Source organism: Anabaenopsis sp. FSS-46, from assembly GCF_029891665.1.
Taxonomy (GTDB): Bacteria; Cyanobacteriota; Cyanobacteriia; order Cyanobacteriales; family Nostocaceae; genus Anabaenopsis; species Anabaenopsis arnoldii.
This window is the reverse complement of record NZ_JANQDG010000005.1, coordinates 17,010-34,188: the sequence shown is the minus strand read 5'-3', so window position 1 is coordinate 34,188 and position 17,179 is coordinate 17,010. Positions and strand designations below refer to the sequence as shown.

At 40.9% G+C, this 17,179-nt stretch carries 17 protein-coding genes and 1 tRNA gene; 9 read left to right on the top strand and 9 right to left on the bottom strand.

Going from position 1 to position 17,179, the window contains the following annotated elements; all coding sequences use genetic code 11:
- Window positions 1–482: 482 nt before the first annotated feature.
- A complete protein-coding gene (cofG, locus tag NWP21_RS00575) occupies window positions 483–1,439 on the top strand; it encodes a 7,8-didemethyl-8-hydroxy-5-deazariboflavin synthase subunit CofG (RefSeq protein ID WP_280791217.1) in 957 nt (318 codons plus the stop codon).
- On the opposite strand, the gene NWP21_RS00570 is transcribed toward cofG, so the two are convergent.
- From NWP21_RS00570 to NWP21_RS00550, 5 genes are all read right to left on the bottom strand, one after another.
- The gene (locus NWP21_RS00570) at window positions 1,436–5,245 is read right to left on the bottom strand and encodes a TaqI-like C-terminal specificity domain-containing protein (protein WP_280791216.1); all 3,810 of its coding nucleotides are present in this window, start codon (window positions 5,243–5,245) and stop codon (window positions 1,436–1,438) included. The genes cofG and NWP21_RS00570 overlap by 4 nt on opposite strands.
- A gap of 189 nt (window positions 5,246–5,434) precedes the next feature.
- Window positions 5,435–6,943, bottom strand: coding sequence for a family 10 glycosylhydrolase (locus tag NWP21_RS00565; RefSeq protein WP_280791215.1), 1,509 nt, complete (start codon window positions 6,941–6,943; stop codon window positions 5,435–5,437).
- Between the two features lie 505 nt (window positions 6,944–7,448).
- Window positions 7,449–7,847, bottom strand: a complete 399-nt coding sequence (psb27, locus tag NWP21_RS00560; RefSeq protein ID WP_271732028.1) for a photosystem II protein Psb27 — start codon at window positions 7,845–7,847, stop codon at window positions 7,449–7,451.
- Window positions 7,848–7,915: 68 nt separating this feature from the next.
- Window positions 7,916–9,070, bottom strand: coding sequence for a 7,8-didemethyl-8-hydroxy-5-deazariboflavin synthase subunit CofH (gene cofH, locus NWP21_RS00555; protein WP_280791214.1), 1,155 nt, complete (start codon window positions 9,068–9,070; stop codon window positions 7,916–7,918).
- Between the two features lie 44 nt (window positions 9,071–9,114).
- Entirely contained in the window at window positions 9,115–10,734 is a 1,620-nt protein-coding gene (locus NWP21_RS00550; protein ID WP_280791213.1) for a glycosyltransferase family 39 protein, read from the bottom strand.
- 186 nt (window positions 10,735–10,920) lie between these two features.
- Between NWP21_RS00550 and NWP21_RS00545 the strand changes: the two genes are divergently transcribed.
- Complete coding sequence (locus tag NWP21_RS00545; protein WP_280791212.1) at window positions 10,921–12,141, top strand: glycosyltransferase; 1,221 nt, start codon at window positions 10,921–10,923, stop codon at window positions 12,139–12,141.
- Between the two features lie 235 nt (window positions 12,142–12,376).
- A tRNA-Gly gene (locus NWP21_RS00540) sits at window positions 12,377–12,447 on the top strand.
- Window positions 12,448–12,803: 356 nt separating this feature from the next.
- Here NWP21_RS00540 and NWP21_RS00535 read toward each other — a convergent pair.
- From NWP21_RS00535 to ndhC, 3 genes are read right to left on the bottom strand one after another with little or no spacing between them, the layout of a single operon-like run.
- On the bottom strand, window positions 12,804–13,331 hold the full coding sequence (locus tag NWP21_RS00535) for an NAD(P)H-quinone oxidoreductase subunit J (protein ID WP_280791211.1): 528 nt from the start codon (window positions 13,329–13,331) through the stop codon (window positions 12,804–12,806).
- A complete protein-coding gene (ndhK, locus tag NWP21_RS00530; protein ID WP_271760066.1) occupies window positions 13,324–14,061 on the bottom strand; it encodes a photosynthetic/respiratory NAD(P)H-quinone oxidoreductase subunit K in 738 nt (245 codons plus the stop codon). Before ndhK ends, NWP21_RS00535 begins: the two co-directional genes overlap by 8 nt.
- Window positions 14,052–14,414 carry a photosynthetic/respiratory NAD(P)H-quinone oxidoreductase subunit C gene (gene ndhC, locus NWP21_RS00525; RefSeq protein ID WP_271732035.1) on the bottom strand — a complete coding sequence of 121 codons (363 nt, stop codon included), beginning with the start codon at window positions 14,412–14,414 and terminating at the stop codon, window positions 14,052–14,054. The genes ndhK and ndhC overlap by 10 nt, the downstream gene beginning before the upstream one ends.
- Before the next feature lie 193 nt (window positions 14,415–14,607).
- On the opposite strand from ndhC, the gene NWP21_RS00520 reads away from it, so the two are divergent.
- The 6 genes from NWP21_RS00520 (at window position 14,608) to NWP21_RS00495 (ending at window position 16,876) form a co-directional block, all read left to right on the top strand.
- Window positions 14,608–14,955, top strand: a complete 348-nt coding sequence (locus NWP21_RS00520; RefSeq protein WP_280791210.1) for a rubredoxin — start codon at window positions 14,608–14,610, stop codon at window positions 14,953–14,955.
- Window positions 14,956–15,022: 67 nt separating this feature from the next.
- On the top strand, window positions 15,023–16,042 hold the full coding sequence (locus NWP21_RS00515; protein ID WP_280791209.1) for a photosynthesis system II assembly factor Ycf48: 1,020 nt from the start codon (window positions 15,023–15,025) through the stop codon (window positions 16,040–16,042).
- Window positions 16,043–16,158: 116 nt separating this feature from the next.
- Window positions 16,159–16,407: a cytochrome b559 subunit alpha gene (gene psbE, locus NWP21_RS00510; protein WP_200989899.1), complete on the top strand. Its 249-nt coding sequence runs from the start codon at window positions 16,159–16,161 to the stop codon at window positions 16,405–16,407.
- 9 nt (window positions 16,408–16,416) lie between these two features.
- On the top strand, window positions 16,417–16,554 hold the full coding sequence (gene psbF, locus NWP21_RS00505; RefSeq protein ID WP_200989900.1) for a cytochrome b559 subunit beta: 138 nt from the start codon (window positions 16,417–16,419) through the stop codon (window positions 16,552–16,554).
- 9 nt (window positions 16,555–16,563) lie between these two features.
- Window positions 16,564–16,683, top strand: a complete 120-nt coding sequence (locus tag NWP21_RS00500) for a photosystem II reaction center protein L (protein WP_010997988.1) — start codon at window positions 16,564–16,566, stop codon at window positions 16,681–16,683.
- 70 nt (window positions 16,684–16,753) lie between these two features.
- Window positions 16,754–16,876, top strand: coding sequence for a photosystem II reaction center protein J (locus NWP21_RS00495; RefSeq protein WP_200989901.1), 123 nt, complete (start codon window positions 16,754–16,756; stop codon window positions 16,874–16,876).
- 161 nt (window positions 16,877–17,037) lie between these two features.
- Here NWP21_RS00495 and psaI read toward each other — a convergent pair whose 3' ends face one another.
- Window positions 17,038–17,148, bottom strand: coding sequence for a photosystem I reaction center subunit VIII (gene psaI, locus NWP21_RS00490; protein ID WP_200989902.1), 111 nt, complete (start codon window positions 17,146–17,148; stop codon window positions 17,038–17,040).
- Window positions 17,149–17,179 lie beyond the last annotated feature (31 nt).

Here is a 17,179-nt window from a genome sequence, read left to right as displayed (position 1 = left end):
GAAGCGATCCCATACGTTGGCGCTTTGGCGCTGTTGTAAGGTTGTGGTCATTTGTTTATGATTGCGGTTATGTATGTATGAATCAGGTAGGTGTTTGTACCTGTTGTTTACATACTAAATCAATTGTTTCGATTTGTAAAGTATTTTGACAAATATTTTTACAAAAAACTTAACATAAGTCTTAAACCCTTACTCTGTAAGGAATTAAACCTTTTGCAGGGTAACACTAGAGTGTAAACATAAATCTATTCCCCTCGCCTGATTAAGGGGAGGGTTAGGGTGCGGTAAAAACTTTGGGATATATATATTATATAGATATATCGCCTTTTTCAGGCTCATGAAGTACACACCTATTCCCTATTCCCTATTCCCTATTCCCTATTCCCTATTCCCTATTCCCTGTTCCCTGTTCCCTGTTCCCTGTTCCCTCAAACTAAAAAAAAATGTACCTCACGAGCATGGGAAATGCTATGTAGTGTTTTATGCCAGTTTCTCATTCTGCCATTGTTACCTATAGTCCCGCCTATACTATTGTTCCGACTTACGAGTGTTTCAACCGCTGTACATACTGCAACTTTCGCAGCGAACCGGGTCAAAGTCCCTGGATGACGTTATCGGAAGCGGAAAGGACTTTGCTACAACTTACCCGCCAGAAAGTATGTGAAATCCTCATTCTCAGTGGTGAAGTCCATCCCCGTTCACCCCTGCGTCAACAATGGTTTGAGAGGATTTATGATTTATGTGAGTTAGCTTTGTCTCTGGGATTTTTACCCCATACTAATGTGGGAATCCTCAGTTTTAGCGAGATGGAACGGCTAAAAAATGTTAATGTTTCCCTGGGTTTGATGCTGGAACAGTTAACCCCAGCACTGTTACATACAGTTCATCGCCACGCACCCAGTAAGTTACCAGAAACTAGATTACAACAGTTAATCTGGGCCGGAGAGTTACAGATTCCTTTTACTACGGGGTTACTTTTAGGGATTGGGGAAACTCAAGATGATTGGTGGGAAACCTTAAACGCCATATCTGAGTTACATCAACGTTATCATCACATTCAAGAGGTAATCTTGCAACCCCACAGCCCAGGAAATCAGCAAAGCTTTGACTGGGGAGCTTTTGACCCCCACCAACTACCGGGGGTGATTACTAAAGCACGTGAAATTTTACCGCCAGATGTCACTATTCAAATTCCCCCAAATTTAGTTACAGATCCCCAATGGTTACTAGCTTGTATAGCAGCTGGTGCGAGAGATTTAGGGGGGATTGGTCCCAAGGATGAAGTAAACCCTGATTATCCCCATGGGGAGGAACAGGCTTTAAAAGCGATTTTACAATCTGCGGGGTGGGAGTTAGTACCACGTTTACCTATATATCCCCAGTTTGATCATTGGTTGACTGGTGATTTACAAGTAGCTGTGGAACAATGGCGCAGTTAACCTATTTGAGCCTCGATAATTTGAATCTCTTCTGCTGTTAAGTTGTAGAGTTGATAAACCACTTTGTTTATTTTTGCTTCTAAGGGGGTTGTGTCTGCTTGGGGGTCTGCTTGTTTGGCGGTGAGAATTTGCTCAACTAGTTGTTCTAATAATTTCTGCTGTTTTTTTGTAGCTGTGGGTATGGGTATTTGAGAAACATACATCGGCTTAAATTCTATAAATCCTCCTTGCCTTGTTGCTGCAATTTGTTTAATGTAAAATTGTGTGATTTTGGAATTTAAAATCGCCAATATGTATTCATTTTGTGCTGAAATTACTAAATTGGCAGGTGCAGAAAGATAAAAGCCTTGTTTGGCAATAGCAAATTGTGGTTTTGTCGCCAAATTTCCCCATATAATCTTAGGTTGCTCAAATTCTTCCCAGTAGCTGGCTGCACATCTTTGTAAGGCGTACCACTCATATCTAATACCAGTCTCAGCTTTGTTTCTTCCAGATAGCTGAGTTTTAAATTGAAGTAAGTGCTTGTAAATAGCAGGATACTGTTTTTTAAATTCTGTTTCTGCTGTTTGAGATGCACCTGTAATAGATAAGTCGTGATGTAGCGGGAAGTGCCAAGGAATAAACAACAAATACAAATCAGCAAAATTAACACACCAACGCTTAACATCCCGACCGCGTAAAAAAGGCTTTAACACCTCACCAGAGGAAGGATGCTCATCAATCAATTTATCACGGGTAGGGCGATCTACCACAAAAGCCTGATTAAATCCTGTTTTAATACCATAATAAAATCTACCCTGGACATATTCCCCTAAAGGTTGACCAATATTACGTATTTTACCCAGTAATTCCAACACCTGAGAAGATTCTACCCTCCACCCATCAGGTTTTAAACTCTCCTGGGGAATTATCAAACCTTGTTCATCCAACACCCTGGGAAACTGCGCTATATTTTCTTGTATAGCTCTATCCCAGGATAAAGCACGTACCTGATTACCCTGAGATTGTAACTTACCTAAAGCAATAATACTCGGATAGGCGATCGCCTCCTCAAACACCGGAAAATCCCCAAAATCAATTAAATTATAAATTGTAGTTTTATCCCTCAACAGTCCCCGCAACCTTTCCCCATAACCAGCGCGAAAATACTTATTAGAAGAAATATAAGTTAAATGACCCAGTGGTTTTAACAACCTGAAACCCAGTTCATAAAAATAGACAAATAAATCAGCAGTACCCACATAACACTCATAATTTTGTTCTAAATTCCCCTTTAGCTCCTTAATTTCCTCCTGTCTAATATAAGGAGGATTACCAATCACCACATCAAACCCCAGAAACACACCCTGGTCATCCAACACCTCCGGAAACTCAAAGCGCCATTCTAAAGAGTTTTCGTAAATCCTACCGCTTTCTATCTCCTCAATTTCCGCCCTTAACTGGGAAATCTCATTATTTAACTTGACAATTTTTTTCTCCCGCGCCTTCTTCTCACCCTTCGTCTCCTCAAACAACAAAACCTGATTTTCTAAATTATAAAGCTCAACCTCCAACCCTCTTAACTTCTGTTTATTCGGGTCTATTCCTTGTAGTGTATTCTTTAAATTTCCCTTAATATCATCAATCAACCTTTCCATCTCCCGCTTCTGCTGCTTATTTTCCGCATGGCGATAAGTTTGGACAGCATAGCGATAACCATCTATAGTGTATTTCTTCTTCAAAGCTGGTCGTAAATCACCATCCAACCTAAAACGACTAATCAAAGAATTACCACACTTAATATTAATATCAATATTCGGTAAAGTTTCCAACTGACTGGAATTACTATCACCTTGATAATAAGCATTTTTTAACAACTCAATCCACAACCGCAAGCGACATATTTTCACCGAGTTAGGATTAACATCTACACCAAACAAACACCCCTCAATAATCCTCTGTTTTTCATGAAACAGCGCTTCTTGTACCCGTTGACTTTCCTGGCTTTGGGGATTATACTCAAACAACAAACCATCATCATCAGTCACAACTAACTCATCATTCACCACCTCAACTTGATAATCTCTTAAGGTTTTACCCTGTCTATCCAACAGGATTTTTAACTCACTCTTCACCGCAATCACTTCATTCAGAGCCGAAACTAAAAAATGTCCTGAACCCACAGCAGGGTCACAAATCTTTAAACTATTAATAATTTGATTAGCTTCTTGTTTATCCCTAATTTCCTCATATAATTGGTCAATATCTTGACAATTCCACCCCTTTACCTGATTAAACTTCTGTACCACAGCGCGGCGAATTGTTTCCCGACACATATACATAGTAATGAAACCGGGAGTAAAGAAGGAACCATCTTGATATCCGTTAATCTTCTCAAAAATCAAACCCAGTACAGCAGCATTAATTAATCTTTTATTCTCTTCCTGGATATCTTCGGAACCTTCACTACTAAAGTCATACGCATTGAGAAATTCTAGCAAATACTCTAAAGTCCTGAGTGACCCTGTGCGTTTCTTCCCGTTACTGTCCTTTAAGACCGTACCATCAAAAATAGTCAGATGCTCATCTGTGAGGTTGCTAATAAAAATAGTCACCTGTTCAATATCTGTAGGTTCAAACAGGGAACTATTTAAATAGGGAACATGGGTAAATATCTTTTGTAAATTCGGGTTTCTTTCCTCTGGTTGACGCGCTAGCACACTAAAGAACAGACTATTTAAATCGTCATAATTCTTAACTTTATCTAAATTCAGGAAGCCAAAGGATGTATCATGTTTATGGTAGCGAATTAATTGCGCTTCTAAGAGTTTGAGAAACAGTATGCGATTAATCCAAGTAATTGCTAGTTCTAAAGCAACATTAAATAGTTTATCTTGCTCAGTTAGTCCAAATTGCTCTGGCTTTTCTATGCGGGATATTTTATCTAAACTGTCAAGTTGGTAAATTGCATTTTCAATCAGTGAACCGGGATTTCTGCTACCTGGTTTTTGACGCTGGATGACTTTTTTACCACCTTCCTTAGTTTCTGTTAACCCGATGATATGTAATAATTCACTATAAAAACCTTGATCCAGGGTGTTGCTGTCGTTAGCGAAGGGAAGTTTTAATAAGTGTTCTGGGGAAAGTAATTTAAATAGTGCAATTAGTCGATGGTCGTCTGTTTGTTCCGGGTTTTTGAGGATTTCTGCATATTCGCGCAGGTCAAAGTGGGTAAAGACTAGGGAAGTTTGAAGATTAGCAATAGCTGGTTGAGCGATTTCTTTATAGAAGAATTCTGTTTTTTTACTGGTTAATCTTCCCGCTTCAAAATCCTGAAATTGCTGGATAAATTGGGAATTTTCTACAAAACTTTTTTCAAAGACAGTAGCATCAAAAATAAACCATTCATAGATATTGGTAGCAATTAAATATTTAATTTCCAGGTTTTTACTGGTTAACCTTTCCCGCAGGAAATATAATACTAGTTCTTGTAATGCTTTAGTGTTTAAATTCTCCGCTGTCAACATTTCGCCTTTGTTGGTGGGCTTTTTGGTTTCTAAAATTACTCCTACAGTGCTGTGAGCATCTTTACCATTATGAATAACTAGGTCATTGCGTCCTTTGGTATTAATAAAGTGATGGGAACCATAATAAGTATTTTTCAGGAAATCAGCGATGAGATTTTTATGAAATTCTTCGCTTTCCCCTTCGTTAATTTGTTGGATGAGGGTAGTTAGATGAGTTTTAAATAGTTCAATTTGGCTTCTGTAGGGTTTAAGTTTGAGGAAGGCTTTATTTAATGCTTGTCTGGGGAGAATTTTATTCATCTGTGGTTGAGGTTACTATGAAGACTGATTGTAAAACTTGTATAGCTTGGGTGGGGTGCAGATCCTAGGTTTTACTCAGCCTCAAGCTAAACTAGTTTAATATTTAGGTTAATTATATACTGTAATTTAAATTATTAGTAGCAATATTACTTAGGGGAAGAAAAATCTTCCCCTGTGTTGAGTAGTAATTTACTGGGAGGGAACGCGACAGAATTTACGATCCTTATCATGTTCAGGATACAGCCAAGAATAGGCGAAATGGCTGACTCCTGGTAATTGGGGAGCAAATTGGCGCAGTGCTTCCATTTGTACTTCTAGGGATGGGCGATTACTCATTGAGCTTCCCCAAGTTCCAGCTAAAGCCGGAATCACCTTTGTTCCTGGTTGTGCAGCATCCAAAACTCGCTGCACTTGCTGGACAATGCAGCTAGCAGTACCACAAGTAGCATAGGACATAGGATGCCATTCTAAAGAGTTGGGAAACCTATCCCAAGGTTGCAAGCGGGAATCATAGCCTTGTCCTACGGTTTGATTACCATCAGGAAAAAATACCACCCCAGCAGGTATTCTTTGTTGCTGGGCTGGGTAAGCAGCTAAGGAGACAAAATCTAATATACCTTGCATGGCGTGAGCAACTGCTAGTTGCCATAGTTGCCATTGTAACAGTGGTTGTCTCTGGCTAGCTGAGGGGATTGATTCTGTTTCTACTGGTTGGGGAATGCGACCTTGCCACATAGGCTCAGTTTCATCAGGATGGAGTTGATCGACTTCGTTAATATCCCCGGCTGTGATTTGTCCCTTAGCCATAAAACGGCGAATTAACTCTAATCCTTTGTTATTCTGCGCCCGACGCAATAAAGCAGCTTGAGTCGCCGGACTAAATAGCCATAAATCAGAGAGTCTGGTAGCTACCGAATCAGGTCCTGCTTGTCGGGGATAGCGGACGTAATCAAATAACACCCCATCGGGTTGGCGGCGTACTACTTCCTGTACCATTTGGTAGAAGTCCTGTTTGGCCTGTAAGTTGTAAGGATCAACAAATACTTGAGAATTATTATCTGTGACTTCTAAACTGGTTTGACCTTTACCATTACGGGCGATCGCATCTTGTCTGTCTGGACGCAGGGCGTAAGTATAGCCGAAATTCTTGGTAAACATCCAAGCGTAAACTTTTAAACCACGTTGTCGCCCCATTTGAATGGCGGTAGCCATGAGATCGACATTTTCCGCCCCTGGGGTGCGAATTGCGGAAGGCCAAACGGTGGGATTATTTGCCGCTGGTAATAATACCTGCCCGTCATAGAAGACTTCGAGATAAACTTGATTGTAGCCACGGTTAACAATGCGATCCATGACCTGCTCAATTGCTCCGGGGTAGATGTCACAGGAATATAAACGTAACCACACCGCCTGTACCTGCGGCCAAGTGCGATCGCGACAATTTTGTAACTCCTGTGCATGTTGTTTCACTAATTGTTGGTAGCGTTTCTTGTCGTCCTGATTGCCTTTGAGTGCTGCTAAACGTAAGTCTTCTTTGGCTTTTGCTGCTGCTGGTGATAATTGGCAATACTGTTTTAATTGCGCCTTTGCAGGTTGGTTACTTAGGGGAGAAATTAACAGAGTACCTGTAAAAATGGTCGCTAACAGACAGCGCCAAAATAAAATCGTTTTTCCGAAGGTGAAAGCAGAATTAGACATATGTGAAGGTACAACCACAAATGAGTCATGAAGCCTAATAGAAACAATTCTTAGAAAAAGGTATATAAAATGAGACCTTTTCAGAAAAATTTGGCAGTTTACCTATTTCAGACTGCCAAAGTGGTATTGATGTTGCCAAATTTTTAATAATTAATAATTAATAATTAATAATTTTGCACTGTAGCCCATTAATTGTAGGTGTAAGGGCAGTTAATTAATCACAGCTTATTTTATCAAATCTCAGTATATAGCATTTCCCATGCTCGTGAGGTACAATTTTTTTTAGTTTGAGGGAACAGGGAACACCGGAACAGGGAATTGGTGTGTACTTCATGAGCCTGAAAAAGGCTTTAAAAGAGTTACCCCTATCTGTGACGGCAAAAACTGATAATATTTGAAGATATTTTACCCACTGCTATTCTTGATACATAAGTCAAGAGTCAAAAACTGAGAACAAAAATTAGGACTCTGGACTTTTGACTCTTAACAATCCCACAGGTAATGCTTAAGCACCACGCTTGACTGCTGACTCCACCCGTTGTAACTCTTCCTCTAAGCGATTTTTGAGCTTCTGGGGTACGGGGCGATTGGGATAAGAACTATAATGTCCAGCTAGGGAATTAAGAGCTGTTCGCATAGTTGTAAAGGAACTCAGACCAGAAACAGACTTAACCCTTTGATAGCGAGCCGAAAAATCGTTGATTTTTTGGCGCGCTTCAGCTTCAATAGCTGCTTTGTTGGGGGAATCCTCTGTTACTTCCAGGGCTTGTTTCATAATATTGACTACCGCCAAGGTATCTTGAGGATAATCCCCAGTTAAACTGTCTGGACTGCTAGAACAGCCCATGAGACCGATGGTGACAACTAAAACCAAGGCTAGTAGACGCGACCAATAGCGCTTCATATCTTTGTTAATTCAATAATACATAAATCAACATCTATCCTATCCTGGATTGGTATCCAGGGGATCATTCACAGGGATAAGCAATGACTAATAACTTTTTTATACATGGTATCTCGTTGTTGGTGGGGTCTCCCTAGGGATGCGATCGCACTTTGGAGGGTTTCCACTGCCATACAAGTACCACCCAAGGCTCCAGCCATTGTGGTAATATGTTCTTCCATTAATGTCCCACCAATATCGTTACAACCCCACTGTAAAGCTGCTGTAGCCCCACTCAGCCCTAGTTTTACCCAACTTGGTTGATGGTTGGGTATGTAATTTCCCAAATAAATCCGCGCCACTGCTGTGAGTAATAAAGCATCATTGAGAACGGGTTGATCCCGTCCTACACGACGGCGTAAAGATTTGGGTGCTTCTTGTCCGACAAATGGTAAAATAATAAACTCAGTTATTTTACCTGAGTAACCTTGCTCAAGGGCGGTTTTTTGCAGCGATCGCAATTTTTCTAAATGTGTAATTTGTTGTTCTGGGGTTTCAATATGCCCAGATAATATGGTGCTAGTGGTGGGTAAACCTAACTTGTGCGCCGTACCCACAATTTCCAGCCAAGTTGCTGTATCAATCTTTTCGGGACACAATACCCGCCTCACTTGATCATCTAACACTTCCGCAGCTGTTCCTGGCATAGACCCTACACCAGCATCTCTGAGAGCACCAATCACATCAGCATATTCAATCCCATCAATTCTAGCGATAAATTGCACCTCTTGGGGAGAGAAAGCGTGTAAATGTATCTGGGGAAATTCCTCCTTAATGGTCTCTACTAACTTCAGGTAATAAGCCAAAGAATAACCGTTAATTTGCGCTTGTGGGTTTAATCCCCCCTGCATACAGATTTCCGTTGCGCCTCTTTCCACCGCATCTGTGGCTTTTGCCAAAATTTGCCCCCAGTCTAACCAGTAAGCACCAGCATCACCATCATCCCGACGGAAAGCACAAAAACTACAGTGTTGCTCACAGATGTTAGTAAAGTTAATATTACGATTAATTACATAGGTAACTATGTCCCCGGCTTGGATGTAGCGTAATTGATCAGCGGTGTTACGAATAGCAGCGATCGCTTCTGGGTCAGTTTGTTTTAATAAAAAAAACCCATCGGTGGGAGATAAATCATCACCCAAGAGAGCGCCATCTAGAATAGCATCAATAGTTTTATCTTTCACAGCTTACCAAAACCAACTGCCACACTTTAGTTTCATCCTAGCAATTATTTGGCTAGTTTTATCCGCCAAAGAGCGAAATTCAAAGGCTGAAGTTGATAATTCCTCTCTATAGTATTTTTTAACTCCACAGAAGGCGCAAATAATAAGATGTCAAATCCATCAGGAACTTTAACAATATCCTTATTGAATACAGACGGAGGTAACTCCCTACAGGTATAACAGTTAGGTTGAAGTTGTAACTGAACTTCTGGCTTCAGCAGATGACTTAAAGCCAATATTCTGCCCATACTACCATCACTGATTAACAGTGGACGTTCAACCTGATTAATTAATTTAGCATCCTGAAAATTTAGATCACTATGGCTTTTAGTCCACCAGTGATGAGATTGGGATATCAAGACACCAGAAAAGATAGAGCCAGAAAACAGAAAGCACATAATAATTTTCCCAAATTTCTGTTGAGGTGAAATTGAGGTAATTTTACTTGCTAGTAGGTAAGCTATAGATATTTGTATACTCAAATAACCCGGAGTAAGATACCGGGGAATAATTGACCTTGTACCGCCATATATCACATCTTTTAACATAATTGGCAGGCAAGTCACTAAAATTAAGCTTAAAATAAATAACCAGGTTTTTTGAGATGAGTAACGACACAGATAATATATAGAATAGCCTGCTAAGAATACTATCACCGCTACTAAACTTATCTGGATGAGATGTGTCAGTTGATTTTCCACCCCAAAATTGATCACAGCCCTTTCGTGATTACTATCTATGAACATACGGCTGAGATTAAAAGCCCAGGTTTTCATCATCGATAAAGTAGGCATATTACCTTGGCCACCAACTATACTGGTGAGGTGCTTTAAATTGGCAACAATTACCAATAGCCAAGGCAAAAAAGCCAGAAACCCAGCCAGAGAAGCCAATAAATAGGCAATTACTTTTTTAGTCAATCTCAAGCCTTCTATAGTAATTAAATAAACCCCATGTGCCGCTCCAACCGTTATAGATGCGGGGAAAGTGTAAAGACTCATAGCTAAAGTGACAGCATAAATTCCCCAGTCTATTTTTTTATCTGTACGCATTGCTTGCAGCAGGGCAGCACTAGATAGCAAAATTGTTACTATCCATAAACTATACTCTCTTGCTTCTTGAGCATATAGTATTTGAAATGGTGATATTCCTAAAAGTGCTACAGCCATCCATGCTGTCCAAGCACTAGCGAATAGCTCCATACATAACCAATAGACACTAGGTAAAGCCAGTAAGCTAATAACAGCAGCTAAAGCTCTAGTAGATACCATAGAGTTACCGAATAACTGCATCGACCACCTAGCCATTACATAATATAGGGGCGGGTGTTGAGCTTCTTCTAAAGCTAGGGAGGTAATAGTATCATTGAGGTTTTTGTCAGGGTTGGTAGTTTGATATTGTGCTAAATATCTGACAGGAATTCTCTCAAGTTCAGATACATTTTTAACTACTTCATACTCTGTGTAGCCAGAAACCCGTAATCCAGTAAAAGCTTCATCATCCCAGTATGGTTTCTGGTCAAGATTAATAAATCTAAAGGTAACACTTAATGCAAATATTATGACAAATAAAATTTTCCAGTAGCTTAAATACTCTTGTCCGGAAATAAACGATATTTTTTTCATGTGATAATCATATGCGTTTTGAAAAAACAACAAAGTTGTAAACATTTGCTCGTTTAACCGCTATTAATTATTAATACAAATAATTTCTTATGGCAATATGTGAAATAAATTTATCCGTTATTTTAATTCCGCTGAGATTTTCTAAAAATTTATGAAGATACCTGGTTTTTATCAAAATATATCAACATGGAATCATCAGAAACACTGTTAACAGTTCCTACAGGGACTCTAAAGATTAAAGATTTACCTGGTACTAGTAATCTGTGTTTATCTTTGGTAATTCCAACTTATAAAGAACGGGATAATATCCAGAAAGTTATCCAGATATTAACTCACACACTGGATGAATCTATACCAGGTGATTATGAGTTGATTGTTGTAGATGATGACAGTCCCGACTTGACTTGGAAAGTAGCACAATCTCTCACTCAGGAATATCCACAGCTGCGGGTGATGCGACGACAACAAGAACGGGGACTTTCTTCAGCGGTAATTCGTGGCTGGCAAGTTGCAAAGGGTGATATCTTAGGGGTAATTGATGGAGATTTGCAACATCCGCCGGAAGTATTAACCCAGTTGCTGATTAAAATTGCACAGGGAGCAGATTTAGCAGTAGCTAGTCGTCATGTAGATGGCGGTGGGGTGAGTAGTTGGAGTGTGGTTAGGCGTTTCTTATCTCGTGGCGCTCAAGTGTTAGGTTTGATTCTATTACCAAGGGTACTCAGTAGAGTTTCTGACCCCATGAGCGGTTATTTTATGATACGCCGCCATAGTATCCTAGGTGTAACACTTCATCCTGTGGGTTACAAAATTCTTCTAGAAGTAATTGCTAGGGGTAATATTCAGAATATTAGTGAGGTGGGTTATGTATTCTGTGAACGTAAAGAAGGTGAAAGTAAAGTTACTTGGAAACAATATTTAGAATACCTACACCACTTAATTCGGTTGCGCTTATCTACGGGTCTTTTGGGGGGTTTGAGTCAGGGTTTAGACTTCCCCATTGGTCGGTTCCTCCGCTTTGGCGTAGTGGGACTCAGTGGGGTGTTTGTGGATATGGCTATACTGTATTTACTCAGTGACCCGACTACTTTGGCTTTACCCCTCACCCGGAGTAAAATTATTGCTGGAGAAATCGCCATTTTCAATAATTTCTTGTGGAATGATGCTTGGACATTTGCTGATGTCAGTGAGAACCAGCAGCAGTGGAGTCAACGCATCAAGCGCTTTTTGAAATTTAATGTTATTTGCTTGGCTGGGTTAGTGTTGAATATCTTGGTGTTGAACTTGGTGTTTAATTTCTTGATTCCTAACCGTTATATTGCTAACCTGATAGCGATCGCAGTTGCTACTATTTGGAATTTCTGGGTAAACTTGAAACTCAGTTGGCGCGTCACCGACGTGAAATAGCTAGTAACCTCATGGCTTTAACTGTTGACTCCTTGGCGATCGCTATAATTCATTATGCCCAATCATGTTAAATAATTTACTTTGTACAAAAACTTTTTGTGTAAATTAGTACAAATTTAAATATTTTGAGAATTATCTTGTGCAATCAAATTATTTTCTGCTATAGTTGCTTACATCTGTTGTATATGCTAGTATACAAAAACAGAGTAAATATATTGTAATATTTTCTAGTTGCGCGGGCGTAGTTTAGTGGTAAAACTATAGCCTTCCAAGCTATTAATGCGGGTTCGATTCCCGCCGCCCGCTTAAATCAGAGAACCCATAAAACTAGTTTTATGGGGTTTTTTATAGCCTTTTTCAGGCTCATGAAGTACACACCAATTCCCTATTCCCTGTTCCCTATTCCCTGTTCCCTATTCCCTGTTCCCTATTCCCTGTTCCCTGTTCCCTGTTCCCTGTTCCCTCAAACTAAAAAAAATTGTACCTCACGAGCATGGGAAATGCTATATATCTGACTGTTGACCAGGTATTTAGCTGGCTAACGCTCTAGTTTAAACAATTAGTCAATGGCTTTGTCCTGAAAAAACATAACCCCTCTCCGCTAGGGGAAAGGGGATAAAGTGAGTTGGTCGGAAATTCTCACTGCTGAAACTCAGCACTAGTTAATAAGCATCTTGCAACTCGTAGAAATCAGGCGAGATGTAATCCTTCCGTAAAGGCCAACCCACCCAATCTTCCGGCATTAAAAGCCGCTTAAGATTGGGGTGACCTTCGTAGACAATACCGAACATATCGTAAGTTTCGCGCTCTTGCCAGTCTGCGGTTTTCCAGATCCAGTAAACAGAAGGAACCCTGGGATTTTCACGGGGTAAGAACACCTTGACTCGGATTTCTTCAGGTTGCACAGCATGATCACCGACTTTAATCAAGTGATATACACTGACCAGATCTTGTCCAGGTCCGAGGTCAATACCAGATTGAAACTGGAGGTAATTAAACCCGTATGCATAAAGGGCTGTAGAAATAGGGAGCAGGAAATCTGACTCCACCTTAATTATTTCTACCCCCTTCTTGTCAGGTTCCAAACACTCATGCTCAAAACCATTTTCCGTTAACCATTGGGAAATGGGACCTGCCTTAACCAGAGAGTCTTCCGCTGCTGGTAAGGGTTTAGAATCTTCTTCAGCCACGGTTTTGCTCCTTTTGTTGCGTCTTTGCTGTCAGTAGTGCGGGTGGAACTGGTAGACCGATAGCTTCTGTCAATTCCTTGGGTGGTGTGTAGCGAGTTTCTGACTGTAAATATTTACCGGTTAAAATTTGCTCAGTGGGCTTGAGATTATGAGTTGTGCTGTAGAAACGGTGGGTTTGCTTAATTTGACCCCGTTCCTGCATGGAATCATTCGCTATTTTTTTGCGCAATTTAATAATTGCGTCAATAATCGCTTCTGGACGGGGAGGACAACCAGGTAAGTAAACATCTACAGGAATCAGCTTGTCAACTCCGCGGACAGCTGTAGGAGAATCGATACTGAACATCCCGCCGGTAATTGTACACGCGCCCATAGCAATTACATACTTTGGCTCAGGCATTTGTTCATAAAGACGCACTAATTGGGGTGCCATCTTCATGGTAATTGTCCCAGCAGTAATGATTAAATCGGCTTGACGGGGGCTAGAACGGGGAATGAGACCAAAACGGTCAAAGTCAAACCGAGAGCCGATTAAAGCTGCAAATTCGATGAAGCAGCAAGCTGTACCAAACAGCAAGGGCCACAGACTCGAAAGCCTAGCCCAGTTGTAAAGGTCATCAACTGTAGTGAGAATGACATTTTCTGACAAATCCTGAGTGATGGTGGGGCGTTCAATCGGGTTGAGGATTTGCTCTTTGTTTGGGCTAGTTAAATTTGAATTCAAGACCATTCCAACGCTCCTTTACGCCATGCGTAGACTAGGGCAATTACAAGAATTGCAATAAAAATTAAGGCTTCGATGAATGCCAACAGTCCCAGACGGTGGAAAGCAACCGCCCAAGGATATAAGAATACAGTCTCCACATCAAAGACGACGAAGACGAGGGCAAACATGTAGTAGCGAATATTGAACTGAATCCAGGCTCCCCCAATGGGTTCCATACCAGATTCGTACGTGGTGCGCCGTTCCAGGCTGTTACCACTGGGGCGCAGGAGCTTGGAGGCTGAAAGTGCAAGGGCGGGAACTAGGCTACAGATGATGAAGAAGCCTAGAAGGTACTCGTAACCGCTGAGGACAAACACAATGAATATCTACCGCTTATGGTGTAAATAAGGCTGTTAATTTCTTTTACATTATATCTGTTTGGCTTTTCTGAACTCTGGGCAACAGACTCATTTGAGGTATTTGTCGTTTTGACAGATGATGGAAAAGCTTCACAGTTATGTCATAATTTTTAACGGATATTTAATATTTCTCCTCTGTGAGGTTTTAGCCATGAGCGAACAAAATAGCGAACAAGCTGTTGAAACTCCGGCATTAGACCGTTTTGAATGCCGTGCCTGTGGTTATGTTTACGAACCTGAAAAGGGAGACGATAGCCATAATATTGAAGCGGGAACCGCCTTTGCTGAATTGCCGATTACGTGGCGTTGTCCAGTATGTACGGCTAAAAGGACCGCTTTCGCCAATATTGGCCCGGCTGGTACTGCATCTGGGTTTAAAGAAAATTTCGGCTATGGTTTGGGTGTTAATACCCTCACGCCAACGCAAAAAAATCTCCTGATTTTCGGAGCTCTGGCTCTAGGTTTCTTGTTTTTTATCAGTCTCTACGGCTTACAATAAGACCCGTTATCTTTTTTAGCACGTTTAGAGGGCTGCCATTGCCATTAAGGTGAAAATTTAGAAAAAAATGAGTATTATGAAAAACTGGCAAAAAATATTTGCCTTGTTGATGGTGGTTTTCTTGTGTATGGGTTGTAGCAATGTCCCCTCTACCAGCTATAACCCTTGGGCGGTTATTTCTGTGCCAACAGAGTCTAAGCTGCTAGATATTGCCTTTACTGATAACCCTCAGCATGGTTTTCTCGTAGGTAGCAATGCTACTATTCTGGAAACACATGATGGTGGTGATACTTGGGAACCCCTAAGATTGTCACTAGATGATGCTAGGACTCGCTTTGACTCAGTCAGTTTTGCTGGACAAGAAGGCTGGATTTTGGGTGAACCTTCACTACTGTTGCATACCACTGATGAAGGTGGTTCTTGGTCGAGTATTACTCTGAGTTCAAAATTACCCGGTAGTCCCATTGCTATCTATGCTCTGGGAGAGAATACGGCGGAAATGGCTACGGATTTGGGCGCTATATACAAAACTGAGGACGGGGGTAAAAACTGGAAGGCTCAGGTAGAAGGTGCTGTTGGGGTGGTGCGTAATATGCAGCGTTCATCTGACGGTAAGTATGTTGCTGTTTCTGCTAAGGGTAGTTTCTACTCAACTTGGGAGCCAGGACAAACTACTTGGACACCCCATAACCGCAATAACTCTCGACGGTTAGAAAATATGGGTTTTGCTGAGAATGGACAGTTGTGGTTGCTAGCGCGGGGTGGTCAGGTACAGTTTAGCGACCCGGAAAATCCTGAAAATTGGCAAGACCCACAAAATCCTGAGTTGGCTACCAGCTGGGGTTTACTCGATTTGGCTTATCGCACTGCTAATGATATTTGGATCGGCGGTGGTAGTGGTAATTTACTCCACAGTGCTGATGGTGGTCAAACCTGGGAAAAAGACCGGGATGTGGAAGGGGTCGCTGCTAATTTGTATAAGATTGTTTTCTTGAGTCCTGAGCAAGGTTTTGTCATAGGCGATCGCGGCATTTTGCTCAAATACCAACCAAATATCAGTGAAAGTTTTTCACAAGCGGCCGCTTAGTGGCATCATGGGCTTAAGTATGTCTTGATTTGTGAGAAGGTCGTTGCAAGTTGTAACTCTTTCTAAACTTTGTAGGATAATAGACAATAACAATCTTTGTAAAGGTAAGGATCTAAATGTCAGGTACCACTGGAGAACGTCCGTTTTCGGACATTATTACCAGCATTCGTTACTGGGTGATTCACAGTATCACTATTCCAGCATTGTTTATTGCCGGATGGCTATTTGTCAGCACTGGACTGGCTTATGATGCTTTCGGTACACCCCGTCCTAACGAATACTACACACAAACACGGCAAGAATTGCCTATTGTCAAGGATCGTTTTGGCGCTAAACAGCAAGTTGAACAGTTTATTGGAAAGTAGTTTCGGATCATGACTAGCGGAAATAACATCAATCAACCAGTTTCTTATCCCATTTTTACGGTCAGATGGCTAGCAGTACACACTTTAGGTGTACCCAGTGTGTTCTTCTTGGGCGCGATCGCCGCTATGCAGTTTATTCAACGCTAGGAGCTAATCATGGAAAGAACGCCCAATCCTAATAATCAACCGGTAGAGTTAAACCGGACTTCACTATACCTGGGACTACTTCTTGTTTTTGTTCTAGGAATTCTGTTCTCCAGTTACTTCTTTAACTAACTGAAACAGTTGTTGTAAATTTTTGTTTATTCAATCAATGTTGATTTCTTGTTAAGGGAGGAGAAAAGCTGTGTCTGCTGGAAGTGGAAGAATTCCCCTGTGGATTGTCGCTACAATCGCGGGTTTAGGTGTAATTACAGTTTTAGGCATTTTCTTTTATGGAGCCTACGCTGGAGTCGGTTCTTCATTGTAAAAAAAGCTTGAGCCGGAAAAAAATTACTCAGTATTTCCTGGCAATTGTTTAATAATTAATGTTTAACAAGCCGGTTGTTTTTGGTCTTTTTCAGCAAAAACAACCGGTTTTGTTATGTAAGATTCCCACGCCTTGAAGACGTGGAAAATTCACCCAACTAATTAGCCGATATCTTCGCGTTCAATGTATAACATCAAAAACGCCATTGTCACTGCTGGAAAAACTAACCCAGTCAGGGGAACCAAGATAGAGGGCAAAAATGAAGCTGCCATAGTTAACTTTCCTCTTGAATAATTAGACAAT

Excerpts from the sequence above, each read along its gene's own strand:
- cofG (WP_280791217.1), top strand. The coding sequence starts at position 483 with ATGCCAGTTTCTCATTCTGCCATTGTTACCTATAGTCCCGCCTATACT.
- NWP21_RS00570 (WP_280791216.1), bottom strand. The coding sequence starts at position 5,245 with ATGAATAAAATTCTCCCCAGACAAGCATTAAATAAAGCCTTCCTCAAA.
- NWP21_RS00565 (WP_280791215.1), bottom strand. The coding sequence starts at position 6,943 with ATGTCTAATTCTGCTTTCACCTTCGGAAAAACGATTTTATTTTGGCGC.
- psb27 (WP_271732028.1), bottom strand. The coding sequence starts at position 7,847 with ATGAAGCGCTATTGGTCGCGTCTACTAGCCTTGGTTTTAGTTGTCACC.
- NWP21_RS00550 (WP_280791213.1), bottom strand. The coding sequence starts at position 10,734 with ATGAAAAAAATATCGTTTATTTCCGGACAAGAGTATTTAAGCTACTGG.
- NWP21_RS00545 (WP_280791212.1), top strand. The coding sequence starts at position 10,921 with ATGGAATCATCAGAAACACTGTTAACAGTTCCTACAGGGACTCTAAAG.
- ndhK (WP_271760066.1), bottom strand. The coding sequence starts at position 14,061 with ATGGTCTTGAATTCAAATTTAACTAGCCCAAACAAAGAGCAAATCCTC.
- NWP21_RS00520 (WP_280791210.1), top strand. The coding sequence starts at position 14,608 with ATGAGCGAACAAAATAGCGAACAAGCTGTTGAAACTCCGGCATTAGAC.
- NWP21_RS00515 (WP_280791209.1), top strand. The coding sequence starts at position 15,023 with ATGAGTATTATGAAAAACTGGCAAAAAATATTTGCCTTGTTGATGGTG.
- psbE (WP_200989899.1), top strand. The coding sequence starts at position 16,159 with ATGTCAGGTACCACTGGAGAACGTCCGTTTTCGGACATTATTACCAGC.
- psbF (WP_200989900.1), top strand. The coding sequence starts at position 16,417 with ATGACTAGCGGAAATAACATCAATCAACCAGTTTCTTATCCCATTTTT.
- NWP21_RS00500 (WP_010997988.1), top strand. The coding sequence starts at position 16,564 with ATGGAAAGAACGCCCAATCCTAATAATCAACCGGTAGAGTTAAACCGG.
- psaI (WP_200989902.1), bottom strand. The coding sequence starts at position 17,148 with ATGGCAGCTTCATTTTTGCCCTCTATCTTGGTTCCCCTGACTGGGTTA.